The sequence below is a fragment of the Bradyrhizobium sp. WSM2793 genome (assembly GCF_000379585.1).
Lineage (GTDB): Bacteria > Pseudomonadota > Alphaproteobacteria > Rhizobiales > Xanthobacteraceae > Bradyrhizobium.
Genome location: NZ_KB902776.1, coordinates 137,999 through 161,671, shown reverse-complemented (window position 1 = coordinate 161,671; position 23,673 = coordinate 137,999). Strand labels below are relative to the sequence as shown.

The 23,673-nt window shown below is 64.7% G+C and carries 27 protein-coding genes; 8 read left to right on the top strand and 19 right to left on the bottom strand.

The window, feature by feature from the left end; all coding sequences use genetic code 11:
• Positions 1-2 precede the first annotated feature (2 nt).
• The 5 genes from A3AS_RS0111950 to A3AS_RS0111930 form a co-directional block, all read right to left on the bottom strand.
• Entirely contained in the window at positions 3-815 is an 813-nt protein-coding gene (locus A3AS_RS0111950; protein WP_018317822.1) for an ABC transporter permease, read from the bottom strand.
• A gap of 4 nt (positions 816-819) precedes the next feature.
• Positions 820-1,734, bottom strand: coding sequence for an ABC transporter permease (locus tag A3AS_RS0111945; protein ID WP_018317821.1), 915 nt, complete (start codon positions 1,732-1,734; stop codon positions 820-822).
• Positions 1,731-2,900 (bottom strand): ABC transporter ATP-binding protein, encoded by a 1,170-nt coding sequence (locus A3AS_RS0111940; protein WP_018317820.1) that lies wholly within the window; start codon positions 2,898-2,900, stop codon positions 1,731-1,733. The genes A3AS_RS0111945 and A3AS_RS0111940 overlap by 4 nt, the downstream gene beginning before the upstream one ends.
• 52 nt (positions 2,901-2,952) lie before the next feature.
• Positions 2,953-4,431: a glycerol-3-phosphate dehydrogenase gene (locus tag A3AS_RS0111935; RefSeq protein WP_026201911.1), complete on the bottom strand. Its 1,479-nt coding sequence runs from the start codon at positions 4,429-4,431 to the stop codon at positions 2,953-2,955.
• 138 nt (positions 4,432-4,569) lie between these two features.
• Positions 4,570-7,257 carry an EAL domain-containing protein gene (locus A3AS_RS0111930; protein WP_018317818.1) on the bottom strand — a complete coding sequence of 896 codons (2,688 nt, stop codon included), beginning with the start codon at positions 7,255-7,257 and terminating at the stop codon, positions 4,570-4,572.
• A 202-nt stretch (positions 7,258-7,459) separates the two neighbouring features.
• On the opposite strand from A3AS_RS0111930, the gene A3AS_RS0111925 reads away from it, so the two are divergent.
• The gene (locus tag A3AS_RS0111925) at positions 7,460-8,563 is read left to right on the top strand and encodes an NAD(P)/FAD-dependent oxidoreductase (RefSeq protein WP_018317817.1); all 1,104 of its coding nucleotides are present in this window, start codon (positions 7,460-7,462) and stop codon (positions 8,561-8,563) included.
• 174 nt (positions 8,564-8,737) lie between these two features.
• Here the strand turns inward: A3AS_RS0111925 and A3AS_RS0111920 are convergent, their stop codons facing one another.
• On the bottom strand, positions 8,738-8,917 hold the full coding sequence (locus A3AS_RS0111920) for a YdcH family protein (protein WP_026201910.1): 180 nt from the start codon (positions 8,915-8,917) through the stop codon (positions 8,738-8,740).
• A 329-nt stretch (positions 8,918-9,246) separates the two neighbouring features.
• On the opposite strand from A3AS_RS0111920, the gene A3AS_RS0111910 reads away from it, so the two are divergent.
• The 3 genes from A3AS_RS0111910 to A3AS_RS0111900 all read left to right on the top strand — a co-directional run bounded on the left by A3AS_RS0111910 (position 9,247) and on the right by A3AS_RS0111900 (position 10,068).
• Positions 9,247-9,453 (top strand): YdcH family protein, encoded by a 207-nt coding sequence (locus A3AS_RS0111910; protein ID WP_008546179.1) that lies wholly within the window; start codon positions 9,247-9,249, stop codon positions 9,451-9,453.
• 121 nt (positions 9,454-9,574) lie between these two features.
• Positions 9,575-9,793 (top strand): hypothetical protein, encoded by a 219-nt coding sequence (locus tag A3AS_RS0111905; protein WP_026201909.1) that lies wholly within the window; start codon positions 9,575-9,577, stop codon positions 9,791-9,793.
• A 23-nt stretch (positions 9,794-9,816) separates the two neighbouring features.
• Entirely contained in the window at positions 9,817-10,068 is a 252-nt protein-coding gene (locus A3AS_RS0111900) for a hypothetical protein (protein ID WP_018317814.1), read from the top strand.
• Here the strand turns inward: A3AS_RS0111900 and A3AS_RS0111895 are convergent.
• On the bottom strand, positions 10,065-10,790 hold the full coding sequence (locus A3AS_RS0111895) for a GGDEF domain-containing protein (RefSeq protein ID WP_018317813.1): 726 nt from the start codon (positions 10,788-10,790) through the stop codon (positions 10,065-10,067). The genes A3AS_RS0111900 and A3AS_RS0111895 overlap by 4 nt on opposite strands.
• Before the next feature lie 141 nt (positions 10,791-10,931).
• On the opposite strand from A3AS_RS0111895, the gene purE reads away from it, so the two are divergent.
• Together purE and A3AS_RS0111885 are read left to right on the top strand one after the other, a co-directional pair.
• Positions 10,932-11,420 carry a 5-(carboxyamino)imidazole ribonucleotide mutase gene (gene purE / locus A3AS_RS0111890; protein ID WP_018317812.1) on the top strand — a complete coding sequence of 163 codons (489 nt, stop codon included), beginning with the start codon at positions 10,932-10,934 and terminating at the stop codon, positions 11,418-11,420.
• On the top strand, positions 11,417-12,523 hold the full coding sequence (locus A3AS_RS0111885; protein WP_018317811.1) for a 5-(carboxyamino)imidazole ribonucleotide synthase: 1,107 nt from the start codon (positions 11,417-11,419) through the stop codon (positions 12,521-12,523). The genes purE and A3AS_RS0111885 overlap by 4 nt, the downstream gene beginning before the upstream one ends.
• 37 nt (positions 12,524-12,560) lie before the next feature.
• Here A3AS_RS0111885 and aqpZ read toward each other — a convergent pair whose 3' ends face one another.
• Positions 12,561-13,283 carry an aquaporin Z gene (gene aqpZ, locus A3AS_RS0111880; RefSeq protein ID WP_018317810.1) on the bottom strand — a complete coding sequence of 241 codons (723 nt, stop codon included), beginning with the start codon at positions 13,281-13,283 and terminating at the stop codon, positions 12,561-12,563.
• Positions 13,284-13,544: 261 nt separating this feature from the next.
• Here aqpZ and rpsU point away from each other — a divergent pair, with 261 nt between their 5' ends.
• Together rpsU and A3AS_RS0111870 are read left to right on the top strand one after the other, a co-directional pair.
• Positions 13,545-13,841, top strand: a complete 297-nt coding sequence (rpsU, locus tag A3AS_RS0111875; RefSeq protein WP_008546194.1) for a 30S ribosomal protein S21 — start codon at positions 13,545-13,547, stop codon at positions 13,839-13,841.
• Between the two features lie 271 nt (positions 13,842-14,112).
• Positions 14,113-14,763 carry a tetratricopeptide repeat protein gene (locus A3AS_RS0111870; RefSeq protein WP_018317809.1) on the top strand — a complete coding sequence of 217 codons (651 nt, stop codon included), beginning with the start codon at positions 14,113-14,115 and terminating at the stop codon, positions 14,761-14,763.
• A gap of 25 nt (positions 14,764-14,788) precedes the next feature.
• On the opposite strand, the gene A3AS_RS0111865 is transcribed toward A3AS_RS0111870, so the two are convergent.
• The 11 genes from A3AS_RS0111865 to A3AS_RS0111810 all read right to left on the bottom strand — a co-directional run bounded on the left by A3AS_RS0111865 (position 14,789) and on the right by A3AS_RS0111810 (position 23,671).
• Entirely contained in the window at positions 14,789-15,742 is a 954-nt protein-coding gene (locus A3AS_RS0111865) for a hypothetical protein (RefSeq protein ID WP_018317808.1), read from the bottom strand.
• Between the two features lie 92 nt (positions 15,743-15,834).
• Positions 15,835-16,119 carry a cupin domain-containing protein gene (locus A3AS_RS0111860; RefSeq protein ID WP_018317807.1) on the bottom strand — a complete coding sequence of 95 codons (285 nt, stop codon included), beginning with the start codon at positions 16,117-16,119 and terminating at the stop codon, positions 15,835-15,837.
• Positions 16,120-16,146: 27 nt separating this feature from the next.
• Positions 16,147-17,244: a calcium:proton antiporter gene (locus A3AS_RS0111855; RefSeq protein WP_018317806.1), complete on the bottom strand. Its 1,098-nt coding sequence runs from the start codon at positions 17,242-17,244 to the stop codon at positions 16,147-16,149.
• A 50-nt stretch (positions 17,245-17,294) separates the two neighbouring features.
• Positions 17,295-18,773: a sodium:proton antiporter gene (locus A3AS_RS0111850; RefSeq protein WP_018317805.1), complete on the bottom strand. Its 1,479-nt coding sequence runs from the start codon at positions 18,771-18,773 to the stop codon at positions 17,295-17,297.
• Positions 18,727-19,524, bottom strand: a complete 798-nt coding sequence (locus tag A3AS_RS0111845; protein ID WP_026201908.1) for an alpha/beta hydrolase — start codon at positions 19,522-19,524, stop codon at positions 18,727-18,729. Before A3AS_RS0111845 ends, A3AS_RS0111850 begins: the two co-directional genes overlap by 47 nt.
• A gap of 217 nt (positions 19,525-19,741) precedes the next feature.
• Positions 19,742-21,139, bottom strand: coding sequence for an NAD(P)(+) transhydrogenase (Re/Si-specific) subunit beta (locus tag A3AS_RS0111835; RefSeq protein ID WP_018317802.1), 1,398 nt, complete (start codon positions 21,137-21,139; stop codon positions 19,742-19,744).
• Between the two features lie 38 nt (positions 21,140-21,177).
• On the bottom strand, positions 21,178-21,495 hold the full coding sequence (locus A3AS_RS0111830; RefSeq protein ID WP_018317801.1) for a proton-translocating transhydrogenase family protein: 318 nt from the start codon (positions 21,493-21,495) through the stop codon (positions 21,178-21,180).
• A gap of 11 nt (positions 21,496-21,506) precedes the next feature.
• Positions 21,507-22,634 carry a Re/Si-specific NAD(P)(+) transhydrogenase subunit alpha gene (locus tag A3AS_RS0111825; RefSeq protein WP_018317800.1) on the bottom strand — a complete coding sequence of 376 codons (1,128 nt, stop codon included), beginning with the start codon at positions 22,632-22,634 and terminating at the stop codon, positions 21,507-21,509.
• Positions 22,635-22,771: 137 nt separating this feature from the next.
• Positions 22,772-22,924: an aa3-type cytochrome c oxidase subunit IV gene (locus tag A3AS_RS0111820; RefSeq protein ID WP_018317799.1), complete on the bottom strand. Its 153-nt coding sequence runs from the start codon at positions 22,922-22,924 to the stop codon at positions 22,772-22,774.
• A 97-nt stretch (positions 22,925-23,021) separates the two neighbouring features.
• Positions 23,022-23,408 carry a type II toxin-antitoxin system death-on-curing family toxin gene (locus A3AS_RS0111815; protein ID WP_018317798.1) on the bottom strand — a complete coding sequence of 129 codons (387 nt, stop codon included), beginning with the start codon at positions 23,406-23,408 and terminating at the stop codon, positions 23,022-23,024.
• Positions 23,405-23,671, bottom strand: a complete 267-nt coding sequence (locus A3AS_RS0111810) for an AbrB/MazE/SpoVT family DNA-binding domain-containing protein (protein WP_018317797.1) — start codon at positions 23,669-23,671, stop codon at positions 23,405-23,407. The genes A3AS_RS0111815 and A3AS_RS0111810 overlap by 4 nt, the downstream gene beginning before the upstream one ends.
• Positions 23,672-23,673: the final 2 nt, after the last annotated feature.

Below are 23,673 nucleotides of genomic sequence, written 5' to 3'. Positions count from 1 at the left end.
GCTTACAGCGGCGCGGCGCTCTCGCCCTGCGAACTCGACAGTTTTGAGGCGAGCGAAGCGATCACGATCACCACCGCGATCAGGGCGATCACCAGCGTGCAGATCGCGTTGATCTCGGGTTTCACGCCCAGCCTCACCTCGGAATAGATCCGGATCGGCAATGTCGCCGAGCCGGGGCCGGTGGTGAAGCTCGCGATCACGAGATCGTCCAGCGACAGCGTGAAGGCCAGCATCCAGCCTGCGACGATCGCGGGGACGATCAGCGGCAGCGTCACCGAAAGAAAGGCGCGCACCGGGTCGCAGCCAAGGTCCATCGCCGCCTCCTCCAGCGAACGATCGAGCGAGCCGAGGCGGGACTGCACGACCACGGCGACGAAACACATCGTCAGCGTGGTATGGGCGATCGTCACCGTCCAGAAGCCGCGCTCGGCGTTCAGCGCCACGAACAGCAATAGCAGCGACAGCCCCGTGATCACCTCGGGCATCACCAGCGGCGCGTAGAGCATGCCGGAGAACAGCGTACGGCCTCGGAAGCGCTCGCCGCGCGACAAGGCGACCGCGGCGAGCGTGCCGAGCAGCGTGGCGATGGTCGCCGAGGAGACCGCCACGCGAAAACTCATCCAGGCGGCCTCGATCATGGCGCGGTCGTTGAAGAACTCGTGATACCAGCGCAGCGACCAGCCGCCCCACACCGTCACCAGCCGCGAGGCATTGAAGGAATAGATGACGAGGATGAGGATCGGCAAGTAAAGGAACGCCAGCCCCAGCGCGAGCGAGGCGACGTTGAAACGGGACAGGCGCGAGACCTTGCGCATGGCGTCAGCGTCCCTGTTCCAGCTGCCGCTTCTGGAGGCGCTCATACAGCAGCAGCGGCACCAGCAGCACCACCAGCAGCACGGTGGCCGCTGCAGAGGCGACCGGCCAGTCCTTGTTGGTGAAGAATTCGAGCCACAGCGTCTGGCCGATCATCAGCGAATTGGAGCCGGCCAGAAGGTCCGGGATGACGAATTCGCCGACGATGGGAATGAAGCACAGCAGCACGCCGGCACCGACGCCGGGCAGCGACAGCGGGAAGGTGACGAGCCAGAACACCTGCCACGGCGGCGCGCCGAGATCGGAGGCCGCCTCCTCCAGCACCGGCTCCATCTTGGCGAGCGTGGCGTAGAGCGGCAGGATCATGAATGGCAAATAAGAATAGACGATGCCGATATACATCGCGCTGTCGGTGGAGAGCCAGACCACGGGCTGGCTGACCAGATGTAGCGCCAGCAGGATCTGGTTCAGCAGGCCGTCGTGCTGGAGGATGTTGATCCAGGCATAGATGCGGATCAGGAACGAGGTCCAGAACGGCACGATCACCAGCACCATCGCCACAGCCTGCCAACTCTTCGGCAGCCGCGCCATGCCATAAGCGATGGGATAGCCGATCAGCAGCAGCAGCGTAGTCGCGGTCAGAGCGACGGTGAGGCTGCGCGCATAGGCGAACACATAGATGTCGTCGGAGACGAGCAGCCTGAAATTGTCGATCGACAGTGCGGCAAAGGCCGCCTTGAGCGCATCCCACCCCGCCGTCAGCGCGAATACCGGCTCGTAGGGCGGCTGTGCGATCGCCGTCTGCGACAGGCTGATCTTGAGCACGAAGGCGAATGGCACCAGGAAGAACAGCACCATCCAGACATAGGGCGCGATCGCGGCAAAGCGCGCCGGGCGCGCGAAGATGCGGCGGGAGCTCATGACGGCAGCACCACGCAATCATCCGGCGTGAACCAGGCGACGATTTGCTGGCCCACGCTATAGGCGTCGACATCCAGGCGGGCGCTGTTGGCGACCGAGGCCCGTACGATTCCGCCGGTATCGAGCTTCACTTTATAGGTCGTGGTGCCGCCGAGATAGCAGATCTCCGCGACCACGCCGTCCAGGCTGTTGATCATGGTTTCACGACCGGCTTCGCTCACCGGGGCGCGCCGCGACAACTTGATCTTCTCGGGACGAATCGCGATCGAGAATCTTCCCGCACCGACCGGTTCGCGCGGCTCCGCCACCACCAACGTACCCGCATCACGCGTGCCAATGACCAGACGATGACCGTCGCGCAATTTCGTCTCGCCGTCGAACAGGTTGACGTCGCCGACGAACTCCGCGATCCAGCGCGAGCGCGGCGCTTCGTAGAGCTCGCGGGGACTCGCGACCTGAGCGAGCTTGCCTGATTTCATCACGCCGATCCGGCTCGCCATCGTCATGGCTTCCTCCTGGTCGTGCGTGACGACGATGAAGGTCATGCCGAGACGGCGCTGCAGCTCCATCAGCTCGCCTTGCGTATTCTCGCGCAGCTTCTTGTCGAGCGCCGCGAGCGGCTCGTCGAGCAGCAGCAGTTGCGGCCGGCGCGCCAGTGCGCGGGCAAGCGCCACGCGCTGGCGCTGGCCGCCGGAGAGCTGATCTGGCTTGCGCTTCTCGAGCCCTTCGAGCTTCACCAGGGCGACCATCTCGGCCACACGGGTGGCGATGTCGGCGCGCGCCATGCCGGCGCGCTTCAGGCCGAAGGCGATGTTGTCGCGCACCGACAGATGCGGAAACAACGCGTAATTCTGGAACATCATATTGATCGGGCGCTCATGCGGCAGCGCCTGCGCGATGTCCTTATCACCAAGCAGGATGCGCCCCTCGTCCGGCGCCTCAAAGCCGGCGAGCATGCGCAGCAGCGTGGTCTTGCCGCAGCCGCTGGGCCCGAGCAGCGCGAAGAATTCGCCAGCCTTGATGTCGAGCGAGACGCCATCCACCGCGCGGAAAGTGCCAAAGTTTTTGACGACGCCCTCGATGCGCAGCAGCGGCCGGCCCGCCGCGGATGCGTCTCCATCGGCCGCACCTGTCGCGGCGTGCGTTTTGGGCAATTCGTCCGTCATGTTCCCTGCCAACCCCGATTCCGCCGCACGCTAGCGGCCGATCGGCTTTTGCTCAACCAATTAGCGGTGCATCTTTCACACCCGCCATGAACGCCGCCAGAGCGTCACGATCCGCCGCGGGCATGGTCAAGCCGAGCTTGGAGCGGCGCCAGAGGATATCGTCCGGAAAGCGCGCCCATTCGCTGGCCATCAGATAACGCACCTCGGCACCGGTCAGCTCGGGGCCGAACGCCGGGCCAAGTTCGTCGCGGGTCTTTGCCTCGCCTAGCACTGCGGACAACCGCGAGCCATAGGCTCCGACCAGACGCTGGGCTTCTGGCTCCGACAGAAAGCGCCAGCGGTCGCGCGCGAGGTCGACTTCGGTGTCGAAACTGTCCCAGGCGAAATCTCCGCCGGGCAGCGCAGCTCCAGCAGTCCAGGGCGGCGACATCGGATAGAACGGCGTCAGCTTCGTCACCGCCCATTCCGCGCGCAGGCGCGAGGTGGTGACGTCGCCGCCGAACATCGTGAGCAGCGGCGCCTTGCGCCGACGTGCATGGAACAGCATCGTGCCGTCGCGTCCGCGCTCGGACGCCAGCGTCAGGTTGACGCCGGAGACCGTCCGGACCACGTCGGTCGGGGCGACGCGCTCACGAAAATAGCGGCTCGCCGCTTCGCAGAGATAGCCGACGTCGGCCCCAGGCATCGCCACAATTGCGGGATCGCCGGTGAAGGCGTGCGTGACCGTGCCGATCAGCGTGAAGTCGCGCTCGAAGGGCCGGGCAAAGATCAGCCGCCCATCATTGTTCTGAAAGACGTAGACGTTCTCGGAGTCGAACAGCCTGGGCACGATAATCTGGCTCATCTGCGTGGCCGCCATCGCGGGCTGCGGCTGCCGCAGCACGGTCTCAGCGACCATTGGCGTCCAGCCGCCGGTGGCGTTGGCCAGCGCTCGCGCCGTGACCGTGCGGCGGTGGCCACGATCGACCACCGCGAGCCGCCAAATGTCGGTTCTGTCGGCACGGACGCAACGCGCACCGGTCCGGATCGCCGCGCCATGTTCAGCGGCATCCAGTGCCGTCAGCGCCACCAGGCGGGAGTCGTCGACAACGCAGTCCGAATATTCGAACGCTGTACCGAACGGGCGTTTCAGCGCGTTGCCGACCGGATGATGCGTGATGTCGATGGTCGCCGAGGGTGGCAGACCGCCCCGGTTCGTGAGACCGTCATAGACATAAAGGCCGACCCGCAGCAGCCATGGTGGACGCTCGTCGGCATGCGCGGGGATCACGAAGCGCATCGGCCGGACCAGATGCGGCGCGATTTGGAGCCAGGTCCGGCGCTCGGCCAGGGCCCGGCGCACCCGCCGGAACCGGCGCCGCTCCAGCACCGACAGATCGCCATGGATCAGCCGCGGTGTTGCCGAGGAGGCCGCGCCGCCGAGATCGCCCTGCTCGAACAGGATGACCCGCAAGCCGCGGCCGGCCGCATCGCGCGCGAGGCTGACACCGTTCAGCCCGCCGCCGATGATCGCGAGATCGTAATCCGCCATGAAGCCGTCGAATGGGAGCAAAGCGCCCCATCATCACTAGAGCCATTTCCGTTCCGATGAAATCGGAACGGGGCTCTAGATTCTTATTCTGACGCTTTTTCTTGACGCGAACCGGTGTCCACTTCGCTCGAAAATGCTCTAACCGGTTTTGAGCGCAAGCTCCATGAGTTCAGCGCGGCCGACCAGCCCGGCATATTTCCCGATCGGCAGGGGCTTGCCGAGCAGATAGCCCTGCACGCCGTCACAGCCCTCCTTGGCGAGGAAGGCGAGTTGCTCGACCGTCTCGACGCCCTCGGCAATGATCGACATTTCGAGGCCGTGGCCGAGATCGATCACCGCGCGAACGATCGCAGCCGATTGCGGGTTGCGGCCGAGATTGATGATGAAGGCCCGGTCGATCTTGATCTTGTCGAACGGGAACGCCTGGAGGTAGCTCAGCGAGGAGTAACCGCTGCCGAAATCGTCCATGGAGATGCGCACGCCGAGCGCCTTCAGGCGGCGCAGCAGCGCAAGGCCCCGGTCGAAATCCTCGATCAGCACACCCTCGGTGATCTCCAGCTCGAGCCGGCCGGGTGCAAGGCCGGTCTCGATCAGGATCGAATGGACGAGGCCGACCACGTCGCCGTGCATGAACTGCGCCGGCGACAGATTGACCGCGACCTGAAGCGGCTTCGGCCAGGACGCCGCCTCGCGGCAGGCCTGGCGCAGGATCCACTCGCCCATCTCGACGATCAGACCGCTCTCCTCGGCGATCGGGATGAATTCGGCCGGCGAGACCTGGCCGCGCACCGGATGCTGCCAGCGCGCCAGCGCCTCGAAACCGATGATCTCGCTCTCGGCAACGCTGTGGCCGGCGACGCCCTGCGGCTGGAAGGCAAGCGAAAGCTCGCCGTTCTTGATCGCCACCGACAGGTCCTGGTGCAGCACGCGGCGGTCGCGGATCTGATGGTCCATCTCGGGCTGGTAGAGGCTGATCGTGCCGCGCGACTTCTGCTTGGCGCGGAACAGCGCCGCACCGGCATTGGCGAGCAGCGAGGCGCCATCGGCGCCGTTGTGCGGGAAGATCGACATGCCGGTGGTAACGCCGGCGCGGACCGCACGGCCGTCGATCTGGAAGTCCTTCGCGACGGCGTCGCCAATCTGCTGCGCCAGTGCAAGACCTGCGTCCGGCTGCTTGCCGTCGATGATCAGGCCGAATTCGTCGCCGGACAGGCGCGCCACCACGCCGCCACGGGCGGAGTCCTGGAGCCGCTGGGCCACCTCGATCAGGAGCTTGTCGCCGAGCGCATGACCGAAGACGTCGTTGACCTCCTTGAGGCCGTCGAGGTCGACGCAGAGGACCGCGAACTCCTCGCCGGTGCCTTCGCAGGCCTCGATCATCTGGGTCAGCGCCTGGAGGAAGGCGGCGCGGTTCGGCAGATCGGTGAGGCCGTCGTGATAGGCCATGTGCGCCATGCGCGACTCGGTCTGCCGGCGGTCGGTGACGTCCTCGTGGGTCTTGATCAGATATTGCGGCTCGCCGGTATCGCCGAGCACCGTGGCACGCCGGGTCAGGAACAGCCGCAGGCCGTCCTTGGTGGAGATCGGATGCTCCTCGGTGATCATCCCGCGTTTCTTGATCGCGGCCTCGTCGCGCGCGATGATCAGCTTGGCTTCCTTGGGGTTGAAGATGTCGGACGCGGTCAGGCCCGTGGCCTCCTCGCGCCGGCGGTTGAGGATCGTCTCCGCGCTGCGATTGGCGAGCAGATAGCGGCCGTCCTTGACCTGCTCGACGATCAGCGCCACCGGGATGTTGTCGACCACGAGCTCGAGGAACTTCTTGGTGCTCTCCAATTCCTGCGACAGCGACCGGCGGTCGGTGATGTCCTCGAACACCAGCAGCAGAAACTCGGGCTTGTTGCTCTCGTTGCGGACCACGATCCGGATCGAGGCGACCATGCGCCGCTCGCCGCCGCGGTCGACCTCGAATTCGTTGCGGAACTGGCCGTCCGGGGAGTTGAGCGCCGCCCGGTCGGTCGCCTCGATAATGGCTGCCGAGACCGGCGCAAACAGCTCGCCTGCGTTCTTGCCGACGGCGTGATCCCGCGAGAACCCCCAGAATCGCTCATAGGCGCTGTTGGCGAAGATGTAGCAACCATCCTCGATGTTCTTCGCGGCCACGCAGGCCGGCACATGGTCCAGCACCGATTCCAGGAATTGCTTGGTGGAAGCGAGCTGTCGCGACAGCTTGCGCTGCTCGCTGACGTCCAGATGCGTCGCCACCGAGCCGCCGTTCGGCAGCACGAAAAACTTCACCAGGATGGCCCGGCCGTCGGGCAGCTCGGTGATCAGGCCGTTGTGGCTTGCCGCCTTCTCGTAGAACTCATCGTCGGAGATGCCGCCAAGCACCCCGCGCTTGCGCCTGAGCTCGAGAAGCTCATGGCCGTCCATATTGGCCCAGAGTTCCGACCGCGTCAGGCCGTAGATCTCGAGATAGCGGTCGTTGCAGAAGATGATGCGACGCTGCGCATCCGTCATCACCACGCCCTGATTGAGATTGTTCATGGCGGAGGAGACGAAGGCGTTGCGCCGCAACTGCAAGCGCCTGGTCCGGCGCAGCGAGGAATGGATCCACAGCACGATCGCGGCGAGGAACGCGCAGACGACGATGCCCGCGATCAGGACCTCCCAGACCACGTTGGGATCGAGCTGGCCGAGATAGCTCGGCGCGGCGAAGCTGTCCGACAGCGCAAAGGCGCGCGCGGGCGCAACCGTGCCGGCCAGGCACACAACGGCCTGCACAGCAATCGGAAGCGTGCTGCCCTCGTGCCAGTTCTTCTCAGCCATCAGCCACCCGCGATTTCAACGTCGGATTGTCTGGCTTCACGCGTTTGGATCGGGTAAACGCCTGTACGCGCAACAGAAAAATGTGACGTGAAATACGGCAATTGCCCTGACATGATAAATTCTTCCTTAACGGAGAATGGCCCCGCGGCATTCTCTCCAGTCCTGACGCCACCGGCGCTTCTAGCGGACATCCTGCACAACCATGGATAGGGTCGATTGCGTCGTCATCGGAGCCGGCGTGATCGGGCTCGCGGTGGCTCGAAAGCTTGCGCAGGCCGGGCGCGAGGTCATCGTGCTCGAGGAGGCCGAGGCGATCGGCACCATCACCTCCTCGCGCAACAGCGAGGTGATCCATGCCGGCATCTACTACCGCGCCGGGAGCTGGATGGCGCGCATGTGCGTCGACGGCAAGCACGCACTCTACCGCTACTGCGCCGAGCGCGGCATCCCGCACAGGAATTGCGGCAAGCTGATCGTTGCGACCAGCCCGCAGGAGACCGCAAAGCTGCAATCGATCAAGGCGCATGCCGAGGCCAATGGCGTGCTCGACATGCAGTTGCTCACAGGCGAGGCGGCACGCGCGCTGGAGCCGGCGCTGGCCTGCGACGCCGCACTGCTGTCGCCCTCGACGGGCATCATCGACAGCCACGCCTACATGCTGTCGCTGCGCGGCGAAGCCGAGGAAGCCGGCGCGGCCTTCGCGTTTCACACCCCGCTGATCCGCGCCAAGGCGGCGGACGGACTGATCGAGATCGACGCCGGCGGCGAGGCGCCAATGACGCTGCAATGCAGCCTCCTCGTCAATGCCGCGGGGCTCTCGGCGACGAATGTGGCGCGCAACATCGACGGCATGCCGCTGGACCGAATTCCACGGGCCTATCTCGCCAAGGGAAATTACTTCAGCTGCAATGCCAAGGCGCCGTTCTCGCGCCTGATCTACCCGGTGCCCGAGCCCGGCGGGTTGGGAGTGCATCTGACGCTGGACATGGCAGGCCAGGCGCGCTTCGGCCCTGACGTCGAGTGGATCGAGACGATCGATTACGAGGTCGACCCGTCACGCGCCGAGCGGTTCTACCCGGCGATCCGCAAATACTGGCCGACGCTGCCTGACGGCGCGTTGATGCCGAGCTATTCGGGTATCCGGCCGAAGATCGTACCGCCCGCGGTGGCCACGCAGGACTTCCTGATGCAGGGCCCGCGCGATCACGGCGTCGCTGGCCTGATCAATCTGTTCGGCATCGAATCGCCGGGACTGACGTCATCGCTCGCGATCGCAGATCACGTCGCCGAGCTCGCAGACATCTGAAAGCGTTTTCGAGCGAAGCGGGTACCGGTTCGCGGCAAGACAACGCGTTCAGACAAAAACGAAACACCGCGCAAACTTCTTTGCACGGTGCGCGCTTTGCTGCAGGGATGAGCGCAAAAGCTCTCACCCCTGCGGGATAAGGGTACGATCAACTCTACGCTGTTACGGGGGTCACTAGTGGAGCGTGTCGCCGTGCCTCAGACGCTCGATCTGGTCCTTGACCATCAACTTCCGGCGCTTCAACTCAACAATTTGCAGGTCGTCTGTTGAAAGGTGCACGAGAGCTTCGTGCAATTCGTTTTCGAGAAGTTTGTGCTTCCGCTCCAATTCAACGAGATGTGCCTGAATTGTCATTCGAAACCTCCTCGGTAGGGTTGAACCTCAGGATTCGATCCGGACAGGGAAGTGTACATCAGCGATTCGTTCTGTCGATGGGTAACCGTCGCCGCAGCTTCATTTTTGAAATTTCATATGTAACGAAGCGTGAGTAAAGGAACCGCGCGGGAAAAATCCATGATATCAATGCGCTTGCGCAGCGCCGCGGCGATCAGCGGAAATATGTCGCTGGAGATCGGCGAACGGTGGTCGCAGATCGCTTGCGATCACGCCGCGCAAGGACGATAATTTCCACAGGGCATCCACAGCCTTAATCCCACGCCTATCGGTTTTCGGCCACCGCAGACATGACCAATGAAGACGAGCGTGAGCTCGAAGCCGAGCTCACCCGGTTGCAGCAGGAACACCGAGATCTCGATGCGGCGATCGATGCACTGCATCAATCGCCCGCCCCCGACCTATTGCGGTTACAGCGCTTGAAGAAGCGCAAGCTGTTGTTACGAGACCGCATCGCGTTCATCGAAGACCAGATCACCCCCGACATCATCGCCTGACCTGCGAGCCGGCTTCCGTCGTGCGGATGAATCCGCTTGACTCGAATAGAACAAAATAGGAACATTTGAGCACCCCAGCGCCCCCAGGAAATGTCCAGCACAACTGACAAGGACAATGCAGATGTCGACCGCCGCCCTTCTCGACAACAGCCATTATGAACAGGCCTGCGATCAGGCGATCGCGATGTGCGACGGCAATCTGCGCAGCACCATCAAGGCGCTGATCATGGCCAACGAATATCTGGAGGCCGAGCTTGAGGAATTGCAGGCGGCGATTTCCGCCGGCTGCATTCCGGAGACCTCGCGCAGCAAGATGCGGAGCAAGAGCAGCGCCGCCTGAACCGTCAGCTATCGGAGCCGACCATGCCCGACGTCACCTACTACGTTGCATTGCCCTTCCTGATCGACGAGGACGGATCGCCGGTGGCAGGTGCGGCCGAGGAATGTCAGACATCGGCTGCCGCCCTGCGTCGTGCGGAAATGCTGGCGCACGGCGCCGGCCATATCGGCGCCGTCGCCTTCAGCCGCAGCGGCGACCCCCTGACCGGCGAGTTTGGCGACGCCAAATTGCTGCGGACATTCGGTAACGTACCGCCGGATCTCAGCGCGCTTTAGCTGCCGAGCAGCCTGATCCGCGGCTCGTGCCGCCGGTGCGCCTTGCGCACATACATGGCGGCATCGGCCTCCTCCAGGGCGCGGCCCGCGTCGGACTGCGCGCCCAGCAGCGCGACACCGGCGGAGGCGCCCGCGGTCACGTGCTCGCCGCGAAAAACAAAGGACAATTCGTCGACCGCCTGCTCGAAGACGGCCGCCTTCGCCTTGGCGTCGGTCTCGCTGAGATTCCACAGCAGCAGCGCGAACTCGTCGCCCCCCAGCCGCCCGACCACGTCGGAGGCGCGAACCTGCCGCGTCAGCGTGGCGGCAATCGCCTTGAGCACCTCGTCACCGGCGCCATGACCGAACGAATCGTTGATCGGCTTCAACCGATCGACGTCGAGCACGATCAGTGCCCCGCTGGCGCGGTAGCGCTTCATGTAGGCGATGGCGCGCGCCAGCTCGCGCTCGAAGCCGCGCCGGTTGGGAATCTCGAGCAGGAAATCGGTGTCGGCCGCAGCTTCCAGTTCCGTGACCCGGCGCTGCGCCTCCTTGAGCTTGGTCCGCAAGCCCCGGATCGTCGCCCTGACGGTATCCTTGGCTCCATCATCGCCCGACGCGCCACGCCCCGGCGGCTTCGCCGGCCGCCTGGTCAGCCGTGTTGGGGCGGCTTTGGATCGGCCGGCACTGGTCTTCCGGCCCTTTTTGGCCTTCGCAGCGCCTGCCCTTTTTGGTTTCTTCATGGGCATCCTGCTCAATGAAGGCTTGCGGGGATTCACCAAGACAGGATAGTGGATTCCCTTCTCCTTGCCACCGCCTTGCGAGCCGCCGGCCGGAACCGTTAATCTGGCCTATCTTTCTGTTTTTCGGGCACAATTAACGTCATGACCGCGCCGATCGCCATCATCATGGGAAGCCAGTCGGACTGGGACACGATGCGGCATGCCGCCGACACGCTTGCCGCGCTCGGCGTCGCCGCCGACACCCGCATCGTCTCGGCCCACCGCACCCCCGACCGTCTCTTTGCTTTCGCCAAAGGCGCCAAGGCCGCGGGTTACAAGGTCATCATCGCCGGCGCAGGTGGCGCTGCACACCTGCCCGGCATGGCGGCGGCGCTGACCGAACTCCCGGTGTTCGGAGTTCCCGTCGAATCCAAGACGCTCAAGGGCCTCGATTCGCTCTATTCGATCGTCCAGATGCCCGCCGGCATCCCGGTCGGCACCCTCGCCATCGGCAAGGCCGGCGCGACCAACGCCGCGCTGCTGGCGGCGGCCGTCCTGGCGTTGTCCGACCCGGCCTTGTCCGATCGCCTCGCGGCCTGGCGCAAGGCGCAGACCGAGGCGGTCGCCGAGCGCCCGGAGGACAAGGCGTGACCGACACCAGGCAGGTGAAGCTGAAGCCCGGTGACACCATCGGAATTCTCGGCGGCGGACAATTGGGCCGGATGCTGGCCATGGCTGCGGCGCGGCTCGGCCTGCGCTGCCAGGTTTTCTCGCCCGATCCGGACTCGCCGGCCTTCGACGTCGTATTGAACGCGACCTGCGCCGAATATGCCGATGTCGAGGCGCTCGAACTGTTCGCCAACGACGTCGACGTCATCACCTACGAATTCGAGAATGTGCCATCGGCCGCCGCGATGGTGCTGGACGCGCGCCGACCCGTGCTGCCCAACCGCAAGATTCTCGAGACCACCCAGGACCGGCTCGCCGAGAAGGATTTCGTGACGCGGCTCGGCATCGGCACCGCAGCCTATGCCGACGTCACCTCCGTGTCCTCGCTGCGCGAGGCGATCGCCAGGATCGGCCTTCCGGCCGTGCTCAAGACCCGCCGCTTCGGTTATGACGGCAAGGGCCAGGCCATCATCCGCGAGGGCGACGACATCGCCAAGGTGTGGACCAGCCTCGCGACCAAATCGGCGATCCTGGAAGCCTTCGTGCCCTACGAACGCGAGATCTCCGTGATCGCCGCACGCTCGGTCACAGGCCAGGTCGAGTGTTTCGACGTCACCGAGAACGAGCACCGCGACCACATCCTGAAGATATCGCGCGCGCCCGCGCCGATCCCGCCTGCGCTTGCCGAGGAAGCACGCAGCATCGCCGGCAAGATCGCAAGCGCGCTCGACTATGTCGGCGTGCTCGCTGTCGAGATGTTCGTGCTCGCCAACGGCACCGGCCCGAAGGTGCTGGTCAATGAGATCGCCCCGCGCGTGCACAATTCAGGGCACTGGACGCTCGACGGCGCCTCGGTCTCGCAGTTCGAGCAGCACATCCGCGCCATCGCCGGCTGGCCGCTCGGCAAGCCCGTGCGCCACGGCGAAATCGTCACCATGACCAATCTGATCGGCGACGAGATCAATGATTACGAAAAGTGGCTGAGCGTGCCGGGCGCGACCGTGCACATCTATGGCAAGGGTGCGCCGCGTCCCGGCCGGAAGATGGGCCACGTTACCGAAGTCAGGCCGACGAAAGGCAAGTAGAGGGACCGCAGCTTCGAGCTGCGATCCCGCTCCGCGATTACGCCGTCTTCGCGCCTGCGACGACGCCCGTGGGCTCCTCGCTGAGCCAGCGATAGATCACCCCGCCCAGCGCGCCGCCGATCAGCGGTGCGACCCAGAACAGCCAGAGCTGCGCCGTCGCCCAGCCGCCGACGAACAGCGCGGGGCCCGTGCTGCGCGCCGGGTTCACCGAGGTGTTGGTGACGGGGATGCTGACGAGATGGATCATCACCAGCGCGAGCCCGATCGCGAGCGGCGCGAAGCCTGCGGGCGCGCGGCCATGGGTCGCGCCCATGATGATGAACAGGAACATCATGGTCATCACCACCTCGGTGAGGAAGCACACGATCATGCTGTACTGGCCGGGCGAATGCGCATCATAGCCGTTGGATGCGAAGCCCTTGCTGACATCGAATCCGGGAGCCCCGCTCGCGATGACGTAGAGGAGCCAGGCGGCCACGATCGCGCCGGCCACCTGCGCGATCACATAGGGCAGGATCTGCCCGGCCGGAAAACGCCCGCCGGCGGCAAGACCGACCGTGACGGCCGGGTTGAGATGGCAGCCGGAGATATGGCCGATCGCATAGGCCATGGTGACCACGCTCAGTCCGAATGCGAGGGAGACACCGACCAGACCGATTCCGACCTGCGGAAAGCCGGCAGCGATCACCGCGCTTCCGCAGCCTGCGAATGTGAGCCAGAAGGTGCCGATGGCTTCAGCAGCGTATTTCTTGATATCCATGTGTAGTCCCCTGCTTTCAAGATTCCGGAACAAAGCTCCGGAAACGGCCCCATCCCTGGCGTCGAATCGCCCAAATCAGGGCCGCACAGAGGTATTTTTGCCTCATTTAATGGCTGAACTTGGCCCGAAAACCCGCTTGTCCGGTGGACATCCCGGGAATTGTCTGATACATCCGCGCCCTCAAGGTTAAGGGCTTGCGCGTTTTCGCCATCCCCTTCGTCTTACCAGAATTCAAATCCGATCCACTGAAGAGGATGCCGCGTGCAGGTTCTCGTTCGCGATAACAATGTCGACCAAGCCCTCAAGGCGCTGAAGAAGAAGATGCAGCGCGAGGGAATTTTCCGCGAGATGAAGCTCCGCGGTCATTACGAGAAGCCCTCCGAGAAGAAGGCCCGCGAAAAGGCCGAAGCCGTGCGCCGCGCGCGCAAGCTGGCCCGCAAGAAGCTGCAGCGCGAAGGCCTGCTGCCGATGAAGCCGAAGCCGGTGTTCGGCGCAGGTCCCGGCGGTGATCGCGGCGGTCGTGGCGGCCCGGGTGCAGGTCCGCGCGGACCGCGCTGATTCACCGAATTTTGCAAGATTTCAGTTTCGATGACGCGGGCCTCTGGCCCGCGTCATTGTTTGTGCGCGCTGCTCTTTGGGCCAGGCACCACGGATGCGGCACGCAAACGCGATGAGATTTGGATTGAACGTCGTCGCGCTTTAGTTTGTTGTTTGACCTTGATCTCTACGCAAGCGCGTTCCGCCTTTGTCGCGAGGGAAAACCGCTGCATACTTTTCGCCAACGCGGCCCTTCGGGTCCGGATCATGCCCTAGCGCGAGCGAACCGCAGATGGCCTCCCCCTTCCCCGAGCGCGGCTTGGCGCGGCGACGCCGGATCTGGCGGCAGCCGTGCGCGCTGGCCTTGATGGGGATTGCGCTGTGCGGCTGCTCCTTCGATCTGGGATCGTTGATGCCGGAGAAGGACAAGCCGCAGGAGGCCCCCCAGGCGGCTGCGCCCGCCGAGGGCGCGGTGAGCGCCGGCAACGTCACCGAAGCTCAGGCCCACACTGCAAAAGCCCAATCCCTGGCCAAGTCAGGCGAGGTCGCGGCAGCGCTCGACGAGTTCAATCGCGCGGTCGGACTCGATCCCTACAATGCGCAGGCGCTGTATGGCCGTGCCCTGATCTACCAGGGCAACAATCAGCACGCCTTCGCCATCGCAGATTTCAGCGCTGCGAGCGGACTCAATCCCCAGAAGGTCGAGCCGCTGCTCGGCCGCGCCACCAGCTATCTCGCGCTCGGCAAGGTCAAGGAGGCCACGGCCGATCTGGATGAGGCCTCCGAGGCCGATCCGCACAACGCCCAGGTCTGGACCACGCGCGGACAGGCCTATGAGCGGCTGGGCGACAGGGCCAAGGCGGCGGCGTCCTACACCAGGGCTGTCTCGCTTCGCCCACGCGACGACGCCGCACGCAGCGGTCTTGCCCGCGTCGGCGGCTGACGGTTTTGACGGCGCAGGCGCCGTCTTAATCGGGGGTGGCGCTCTTCGGCAGAACCGAGTGGAACATCGACTTCATGCCCGACAGCATCTCGTCGGCGACATTGGTCTTCTTCGGCCGCGGCATGGAACCACCGGCGTCGGCGCGCAGATCGAGCGGTGGCGCGATCATCGGCACGGGAATGTCAGCCGGCGGCGTCATCCGATTCGGATCATTGCCGACCGAGGCCGTGTACGGCGGACTGGCCGGCGAGAAGCCATCCTTGCCATAGGCCTCCGGTGAGGGCGTCGATACCGTGATCGGCGGCGGCAGCGGACGGACCGCAGCCGGCTCCATGCTGACGACCCGCGGGGCCTCGGGCGTGCGGGCTGCTTCCCGCATGGCAGGCTCAGTCGGCCTCTCGGCTGACCTGGTCTCGGACGGCCTGACCTCGGCAGGTTTGGTTTCGGCAGACGACTTTCCTTCGGAAGACTTGCCCTCGGAAGATTTGCCCTCAGGAGTCTTGCGCAGGCGCTCGATCGCGGCACGCACGAGGTCGTTGGCGTCGGGGGCCGGAGCCGCAGCAGCCGGCGCCGAATTGGCCTCGACCACCGGAGCGGCGGGAGCGGGCGTGCTGGTGGCCGGGGTCGACTTGGCGACCGCCTTCTCGCGCGCCGACGGCTTGCCACGCGGGCTGGCCTCAGCCGGGGCCACATCGGCAGCCTTGTGCTCGGCGGACGGCTGATCGGCAGCCTTTTCGGCCGCCGGCTTGTCCGTCACGCTCTTCTCGGGGATGCCTTTGGCCTTGACGCCGGGCGCAGGGAGATTGGCGACATCGGCGGGTTTGCCGTTCTTGCCGGCCTCGGCAGGGGCCACGACGGCCGCAGGGGCATCAGCCGCCGGCTTGGCGTTGATGTAGTGGTTAACGATGTACGCCCCGATGATCGTCGCGAGCACCGAGGGGAAAATATCCATCGAGATTTTAGCGAGGTATTTCAGCATTCCGGCCACTCCCCGCGCGATCTGATGCGGGAACTTTAGGGCATTGTAAGGGATCAACTGCGACGGATCGATGGCAAGTGTTAAGGCCGGATCTACGGCTTTAGCTCGATCTCAAGGAACACGATCTCGGTTGAGGTTTCGTTAAGTACGTCATGTTGGACGCCCGCCTTGCGGAAGTAGGATTTCCCGGCTGCCAGTAGCGCCTTGGACCGCTCGCCGCCCGGCGCCACGATGGTCATCTCCCCCGCGACGACGGGAACAATCACATAGTCCATGCCGTGGGTGTGATGCCCGGTGGCGCTACCGGGCGGAAGCCGCCATTCGGTCACCCGGACCTCCTCGTTGTCGACCTGGATCTCGGACTTGGCGGCAAGCATCTGAAACCTCTCTTGGGACGTCGCGCTTCAGGGCACGAAAACCATGAACGCGTAGACGGCAAATACCACCATATGGACCAGCCCGAACAGGACATTGGTCCTGCCGGTGCCGAAGGTCAGCATGCTCAGGAAGAAGGTCAGGAGCAAAAGCACACTGCCCTGGGCGCTGAGGCCGAGCGTGAGTTCCTTGTCGAGCGCGTAGGTGGCGACCCCCACCGCCGGGATGGTCAGCCCGATGGTGGCGAGGGACGAGCCGAGCGCGAGGTTGATGCTCTTCTGGAGGTCGTTCTTGCGGGCCGCCGATACGGCCGCGACGCCTTCCGGCATCAGGATCAGGAGCGCGACCAGAAGGCCGGCAAAGGCCGGCGGCGCGCCGATCTTGGCCGCGACGGCGTCCACCACCAGCGAAAACTTCTTGGCGAGCAGCACCACGGCCAGCAGCGCAATCAGCAGCAGCACGACGCTGACCACCAACATCCGGCCCGGCAGATGCGCCACGCCGCTGCCGCCGTCAGCCCGTTCATGGACGAAGTAATCCTTGTGCAGGACGGTCTGGGTGTAGAGGAACACTCCGTACAGCGCGAGCGTGACCACGTCGACGAAACCGAGCTGAACCGCCGAATAGACCGGCCCCGGCGTGCTGGTCGTGTAGTTCGGCATGATCAGCGTGATGGTCGCGAGCGCGAACAGGACGCTGAGATAGACGTTGGCCCCCGAGAGCTGAAAGCCCTGCTCGCGATAGCGCAGGCCGCCGATGAAGATGCAGAGCCCGACGAGGCCGTTGCAGACGATCATGACAACGGCGAACACGGTGTCGCGCGCCAGTTCCGGAGCGGGCTTGTCGCCCAGCATGATCGTGGTGATCAGGGCCACCTCGATGACGGTCACCGAGAGCGTCAGCACCAGCGTGCCATAGGGCTCGCCGACCCGCTCGGCGATCACTTCGGCATGATGAACCGCGGCGAACACCGTGCCGAACAGGATGATGAGCAGCACGGTCGCGAAGACGAGCCCGCCCAGCGACAGCGTGAAGACGTAGCCCGTCGCGCTGACGGCTGCGAACAACAGCACGGCCAGCGCCGGAAAGATCCAGGCCGACCGGGGCATCGGATTATGCGCGCTCATCTACCGGCTCCAATCACTGAAGACGAGCAGTAGCAAATCGGCCGGCAGATTCAATGCCAGCGCAGGATCGGGGCGACCGGCAGCAGCGTCAGCAGCATGAACAGCGGGATCAGCACGGCGCCGGCGCGCAAGAGATAGCCGAAGAAGCTCGGCATCTCGATGCCGTTCTCGCTCGCGATGCTGCTGACCATGAAGTTCGGCGCATTGCCGATATAGGTGAGCGCTCCCATGTAGACGGCGCCCATCGAGATCGACGCGAGCGTGCCCGACAGCTCGTGCATCAGCGTTTGCGGATCGCCGCCGGCAAGCTGGAAGAACAACAGATAGGTCGGCGCATTGTCGAGAAACGCTGACATCAGGCCGGTGAACCAGAAATAGGCGACCTCGCGCGGCGCACCGTCCGGTGCCGTCACGGCCGACAACAGCCAGGCGAAGGCGCCGTGGTGGCCGGCATTGAGCATGGCAATGACCGGGATGATGGCGACGAAGATGCCCGCGAACAGTTTTGCGACCTCGCGGATCGGCTCCCAGGTGAAGCCGTTGGCCTCCCTGTGCTCGTCCGGTGTCAACCACACCGACAGCGCCGCAATGGAAAGCAGCGCCACATTGCGCGCGATGTCTTCCAGCCCCAGCTTCGTTCCGAGAATGTCGAAAGCAACAGCGGGCTTCCACATCGCCGAGGCCAGCAGGCTCGCGACGATGGCTGCGATGAGCACGAGGTTGACGAGACCGCGGATGCGGACCGGATCCGCGGGACCGGCGTCGCTGAGCCGAGGCTCGCTGCGGAAGCGCCAGAAGTCGATGGCGATGAAGATCGCGAGCAGCAATCCGGCGACGATCGCGGTCTGCAGCCAGATGCTCCGCGTGGTCCAGAAGAAGTCGACGCCGTGGAGGAAACCGACGAACAGCGGGGGATCGCCGAGCGGGCTCAGCGCGCCGCCGACATTGGCGACAAGAATGATGAAGAAGATGATGACATGGGCATTGTAGCGCCGCGGCCGGTTGGCACGGATCAGTGGACGAACCAGGATCATCGCGGCTCCCGTGGTGCCGACGATGCTCGCCATCAAGGTGCCGAGCGCGAGGATGCCGGCATTCGTCGCCGGCGTGGCCTTGATGTCGCCGGTGATGAGAATGCCACCGGCCACGACATAGAGCGCGAACAGCAGCACGATGAAGCCGAGATATTCAGCGAGCATGGCATGGACGAAAGCCGCCAGCGTCGTCATGCTCCCGGCAAAAATGACGAGCGAGGCCAGCGCCAGCAGCGACCAGGCCGCGGCGATCTTGCCGTAATGATGGTGCCAGACTTTCGCAAACAACAGCGGTCCGAGCGCGATCGACAGCAACAGGCCGGCAAAGGGAAGTGCATAGGGCCAGCGCATCGCCGCACCATCGAGACCGGTTGCGGCCCAGGCCTGCTGCGGCAACAAAGCGAGGATGGCGGCGAGGGATACGCCCCGGAGCCGGGTGACGAGCCGTTCAGGATCCAATGAAGCGCCTTGCCGTTTCGATCGCTCCGAATGCATCGAGATTGTCATGTCCGCCGCCCGCAAAGCGAACGAACTGCTTCGGTTCATGCGCGAGCGCGAACAGACGTTCTCCGAACACGATCGAAATGACAAGGTCATTGGTGCCATGCATCACCAGGAGCGGCACCGTGACGCGCGCGATCCGCTGGTCGGAAGGGAACGGATCGCGCATCAAGAGGCGCACCGGCACGTACCAGAATGACGAAGATGCAATGTCGGCCGTCGACGTATAAGGCGCCTCCAGGAGCAGCTTTCCAACACGCTGTTCCGAGGCGAGCGCGACCGCCACGCCGGTCCCGAGCGAGAAGCCCCAGGCGACGATTCGTTCCGCCGTGTAGCGCGCCGTGGTGAAGGCGTAGGCGGCGGCGGCATCGCGCAGCAGCCCCTCCTCGCTCGGCGCGCCGCTCGAGCCGGCATAGCCGCGGTAGGACAGCGCGACGAGGCCGGTGCCATCTGCCGTCATGGCCTTGAAGCGGCTGACACGGCCGGCAAGAAAGTCGCCATTGCCCGGAAAATACAGGATCACGGGACGACCGGGCCTCGCCGGCACGTGCCAGACGATGATCTTCTCGCCATCCGAGGTGGTCAGGACATGCTCCTCCGCCTCGGGACAATCTGCCGCCTCAGGCGGGGTCCGCTTGGCGGTCGGTATCGGAAACAGCATCTCGCGCTGCCGGGCATAGAGCACGAGGAGCCCGGCGAGATAGACGGTCGCAAGCAGGATGACGGTCCATTTGGCGATGGTGATCATTGCGCGGCCGGCCCCAGGTTCAGCTCAGGGCTTGCGACGGCTCCGCAGCAATTTCATGACGTCGGGCCGGAGGCTCGCCGGTACGTCCCGGCAGCCGCACGCCGCCTTGTGGGCGGCATGCCATGCGACGCGCTGCTCGCGCGTCGCCTTGAGAGGCATGCGATGAGACCGGTGCCAATCCCTGTTGATGGCCACGGTCCGTTTCCCTCGCGTGCTACATCGCCTTGACGATGTTCTCGGTGACCTTCTTGGCGTCGCCGAGCAGCATCATGGTGTTGTCGCGGTAGAACAGCGGATTGTCGATGCCGGCATAGCCGGAGGCCAGCGAGCGCTTGATGAACATCACGGTGCCGGCCTTCCAGACCTGCAGCACGGGCATGCCGTAGATCGGCGAGGTCTTGTCCTCCTCGGCCGCCGGGTTGGTGACGTCGTTGGCGCCGATCACGAAGGCGATGTCGGCCTGCGCGAACTCTGAGTTGATGTCCTCGAGCTCGAACACCTCGTCATAGGGGACGTTGGCTTCGGCGAGCAGCACGTTCATGTGGCCGGGCATGCGGCCGGCGACCGGGTGAATGGCGTACTTCACCTCGACGCCTTCCTTCTTCAGGATGTCGCCCATCTCGCGCAGCGCGTGCTGCGCCTGCGCCACCGCCATGCCGTAGCCGGGCACGATGATGACCTTCTGGGCGTTCTTCATGATGAAGGCCGCGTCGTCGGCCGAGCCGAGCTTGGCGGGCTTCTGCTCACCGCCGCCACCGCCGGCGGCGGCGGTCTCGCCGCCGAAGCCGCCGAGGATGACCGAGATGAAGGACCGGTTCATCGCGTGGCACATGATGTAGGACAGGATCGCGCCCGAGGAGCCGACCAGCGCGCCGGTGATGATCAGCGCGGAATTGCCGAGCGTGAAGCCGATGCCGGCCGCAGCCCAACCCGAGTACGAGTTCAGCATCGAGATCACGACCGGCATGTCGGCGCCGCCGATCGGGATGATCATGAGCACGCCAAGCGCCAGCGCCAGGATGACGATCAGCCAGAAGTCGAGCGCGCCGCCGGTCAGGACCAGCCGGACGATGAAGAACACCAGCGCCACCGCAATCGCGATGTTGATGATGTGACGGGCGGGCAGGATGATCGGCGCGCCGCTCATGCGCGCGGACAGCTTCAGGAACGCGATCACCGAGCCGGTGAAGGTCAGCGCGCCGATGGCGACGCCGAGCGACATCTCGACCAGGCTCTGCGGATGGATGTTGCCGGGGGTGCCGATGTCAAAGGCTTCGGGCGCATAGAACGCGCCGGCGGCGACCAGCACCGCGGCCATGCCGACCAGCGAGTGGAAGGCGGCGACCAGTTCCGGCATCGAGGTCATCGGCACGCGGCGGGCGATCACCGCGCCGATCGCGCCGCCGATGGCGATGCCGACGATGACGAGCACCCAGGCGAGGCCGTCTGCCGGCGGATGGTTGGCCAGCGTGGTGGCGACCGCGATCGCCATGCCGATCATGCCGAACAGATTGCCCTGGCGCGACGAAGCCGGGCTGGACAGCCCGCGCAGCGACAGGATGAACAGCACTCCCGCCACGAGATACAAGAATGCAGAGAGGTTGGCGCTCATCTCAGGTCCCCATTAATCCTTCAGCCCGAGGTGGCCGCTTACTTCGACTTCTTCTTGTACATCGCCAGCATGCGCTGGGTGACAAGGAAGCCGCCAAAAATGTTCACGCAGGCGAAAATGAGCGCGACAAAGCCGAAGGCGCGAGCCCAGCCCGAGCCACTCGAGACGTTCGCGACGCCGCCGGCAAGCAACGCGCCGACCACGATCACCGAGGAGATCGCGTTGGTCACGCTCATCAGCGGCGTGTGCAGGGCCGGTGTCACCGACCACACCACGAAATAGCCGACGAAAACGGCGAGGACGAAGATCGACAGCCGGAAGATGAAGGGGTCGACGACCTGTGCAGCATGCTCCATGGCGGGTCTCCTTAAACCTTCGGCTGGAAGTTCGGGTGGATGACGGCGCCGTCTTTCGTGAGCGCGGTCGCCTTGACCAGTTCGTCATCCCAGTTCACGGCGAGCTTCTTCTCTTTCTTGTCGACCATGGTCTCGATGAAGGAGAACAGATTGCGCGCGTAGAGGCTGGAGGCCGAGGCGGCAACGCGGCCGGCGACGTTGGTGTAGCCGACGATCTTGATGCCATCGAGGTCGACGACCTCGCCGGCCTTGGCGCCCTCGACATTGCCGCCGCGCTCGACGGCGAGATCGACCAGCACCGAGCCCGGCTTCATCGACTTGACCATCTCGCCGGAGACGAGCTTCGGCGCGGGCCGACCCGGAATCAGCGCCGTGGTGATCACGATGTCCTGCTTCTTGATGTGCTCGGCGGTGAGCGCGGCCTGCTTGGCCTGGTATTCCCTAGACATTTCCTTGGCGTAGCCGCCGGCGGTCTGCGCGTTCTTGAACTCCTCGTCCTCGACGGCGAGGAATTTCGCGCCGAGCGATTCGACCTGCTCTTTGGTCGCGGGCCGCACGTCGGTCGCGGTGACAACGGCGCCAAGACGGCGCGCGGTCGCGATCGCCTGAAGGCCGGCAACGCCGACGCCCATCACGAACACCTTGGCCGCGGGCACGGTGCCGGCGGCGGTCATCATCATCGGGAAGGCGCGGCCGAACGCCTCGGCGCCCTCGATCACGGCGCGGTAGCCGGCAAGGTTCGCCTGCGAGGACAGCACGTCCATCACCTGCGCGCGCGTGATGCGCGGCATCAATTCCATCGCGAAGGCGGAGACGCCGGCATCGGCGATCGTCTTCAGCGCAGCCTCGTTCCCGTAGGGGTCCATGATGGCGATGACGAGCGCACCGCGCTTGTACTGCGCGAGCTCGGAGGCTTCAGGGCGCTTCACCTTGATGATGATGTCGGCATCCTTCAGCGCATCTGCGCTGACGGTGGCACCCACGGCGGTGAATTCGGAATCAGGCAGGCCCGATTTGATGCCGGCGCCCGGCTCGACGGCGATCTCGGCGCCCAGCGCCTTGAACTTCTTCACCGTATCGGGCGAAGCGGCGACTCGCGGCTCGAGCGGATCGATTTCCTTGGCAACGGCGATCTTCATAGGTCCTCCGGCGGCGCGGGACAGCGCGCGCGCAAACTAAGCGTTACTCCCGCGGCGTTCGATACCGGTTTTGGCACCGGCTTGGATGCAAATATTCTGGGCAGCTGCTGCCGCTGGCGTGTGCAGCCGCCGACAGATCAGGTCAGGAAGATCGCCATCAGGATCACGATGAGCGCGACCGAGGCCGTGCCGTACTTCACCAGCTTGATGAAGCCCTCGTAGGTCTGCTCGTGGGCAACGTAGTCGTTGCCGTCGGCGGTGCTGTACGCCACTTCGCTATGATCAGCCATGGATTGTCCCCAGTCGAAAGTCGAATTCTTGGGCTGGGATACCTGAAAGATTTAGACAGGGCAACGGCACTTGGCAGCGGTTTTCCGCCAAATCAGGTCATTTGGAATCCAGATTGTCGCGGATCCAGCGCGTCAGGCCCTCCTCGCTGACTTCGCCGGCGGCAAGGGAGAGGATGATGGCTGCCGCCTCTGCCTCGGACACAACGAAGCCGACGCCGTTGACACCAAGGAAAGTGTACAGCGCCAGCAGAGACGTGCGTTCGTTGCCGTCGACGAACGGATGGTTGCGCGCGATGCCGAAGGCGTACGCCGCCGCCAATTCGGGAAGATCGGCGCTCTCGGAAGACCATTGGTTTCTGGGCCGATCGAGCGCGGATTCGAGCATGCCTTCGTCCCGAAGGCCGCTTGCACCACCATGGATCGCCAGCTGTTCGTCGTGGATCGCAACGATGATCCGACGCGTCAGCCAGAACGGCTCGCTCATTTGGCGAGTTCGGCGAGGGCGTTGTGATAACGCTTCATGCCTCGCCGTGCGATTTCCATCGCTTTTTCGAAGTCGGGATCATGCGGCGTCAACAAGACGCCACCGTCCGACTGCTCGACCGGAAACAGCTTGTCGCCCTCTTTGAGATTCAGACGACCGGCAAGTTCCTTCGGCAGGATAACCCCGATGGAATTGCCGATCTTGCGGACCTGAAGCACGGTGGAGTCGCTCTTCAGGTCCTTGGGGTCCGCCTTCTCGTTCATGG

Coding starts and splice junctions, on each gene's coding strand:
- A3AS_RS0111950 (WP_018317822.1), bottom strand. CDS start 815: ATGCGCAAGGTCTCGCGCCTGTCCCGTTTCAACGTCGCCTCGCTCGCG.
- A3AS_RS0111945 (WP_018317821.1), bottom strand. CDS start 1,734: ATGAGCTCCCGCCGCATCTTCGCGCGCCCGGCGCGCTTTGCCGCGATC.
- A3AS_RS0111940 (WP_018317820.1), bottom strand. CDS start 2,900: ATGACGGACGAATTGCCCAAAACGCACGCCGCGACAGGTGCGGCCGAT.
- A3AS_RS0111935 (WP_026201911.1), bottom strand. CDS start 4,431: ATGGCGGATTACGATCTCGCGATCATCGGCGGCGGGCTGAACGGTGTC.
- A3AS_RS0111930 (WP_018317818.1), bottom strand. CDS start 7,257: ATGGCTGAGAAGAACTGGCACGAGGGCAGCACGCTTCCGATTGCTGTG.
- A3AS_RS0111925 (WP_018317817.1), top strand. CDS start 7,460: ATGGATAGGGTCGATTGCGTCGTCATCGGAGCCGGCGTGATCGGGCTC.
- A3AS_RS0111920 (WP_026201910.1), bottom strand. CDS start 8,917: ATGACAATTCAGGCACATCTCGTTGAATTGGAGCGGAAGCACAAACTT.
- A3AS_RS0111910 (WP_008546179.1), top strand. CDS start 9,247: ATGACCAATGAAGACGAGCGTGAGCTCGAAGCCGAGCTCACCCGGTTG.
- A3AS_RS0111905 (WP_026201909.1), top strand. CDS start 9,575: ATGTCGACCGCCGCCCTTCTCGACAACAGCCATTATGAACAGGCCTGC.
- A3AS_RS0111900 (WP_018317814.1), top strand. CDS start 9,817: ATGCCCGACGTCACCTACTACGTTGCATTGCCCTTCCTGATCGACGAG.
- A3AS_RS0111895 (WP_018317813.1), bottom strand. CDS start 10,790: ATGAAGAAACCAAAAAGGGCAGGCGCTGCGAAGGCCAAAAAGGGCCGG.
- purE (WP_018317812.1), top strand. CDS start 10,932: ATGACCGCGCCGATCGCCATCATCATGGGAAGCCAGTCGGACTGGGAC.
- aqpZ (WP_018317810.1), bottom strand. CDS start 13,283: ATGGATATCAAGAAATACGCTGCTGAAGCCATCGGCACCTTCTGGCTC.
- A3AS_RS0111870 (WP_018317809.1), top strand. CDS start 14,113: ATGGCCTCCCCCTTCCCCGAGCGCGGCTTGGCGCGGCGACGCCGGATC.
- A3AS_RS0111865 (WP_018317808.1), bottom strand. CDS start 15,742: ATGCTGAAATACCTCGCTAAAATCTCGATGGATATTTTCCCCTCGGTG.
- A3AS_RS0111860 (WP_018317807.1), bottom strand. CDS start 16,119: ATGCTTGCCGCCAAGTCCGAGATCCAGGTCGACAACGAGGAGGTCCGG.
- A3AS_RS0111855 (WP_018317806.1), bottom strand. CDS start 17,244: ATGAGCGCGCATAATCCGATGCCCCGGTCGGCCTGGATCTTTCCGGCG.
- A3AS_RS0111850 (WP_018317805.1), bottom strand. CDS start 18,773: ATGCATTCGGAGCGATCGAAACGGCAAGGCGCTTCATTGGATCCTGAA.
- A3AS_RS0111835 (WP_018317802.1), bottom strand. CDS start 21,139: ATGAGCGCCAACCTCTCTGCATTCTTGTATCTCGTGGCGGGAGTGCTG.
- A3AS_RS0111830 (WP_018317801.1), bottom strand. CDS start 21,495: ATGGAGCATGCTGCACAGGTCGTCGACCCCTTCATCTTCCGGCTGTCG.
- A3AS_RS0111825 (WP_018317800.1), bottom strand. CDS start 22,634: ATGAAGATCGCCGTTGCCAAGGAAATCGATCCGCTCGAGCCGCGAGTC.
- A3AS_RS0111820 (WP_018317799.1), bottom strand. CDS start 22,924: ATGGCTGATCATAGCGAAGTGGCGTACAGCACCGCCGACGGCAACGAC.
- A3AS_RS0111815 (WP_018317798.1), bottom strand. CDS start 23,408: ATGAGCGAGCCGTTCTGGCTGACGCGTCGGATCATCGTTGCGATCCAC.
- A3AS_RS0111810 (WP_018317797.1), bottom strand. CDS start 23,671: ATGAACGAGAAGGCGGACCCCAAGGACCTGAAGAGCGACTCCACCGTG.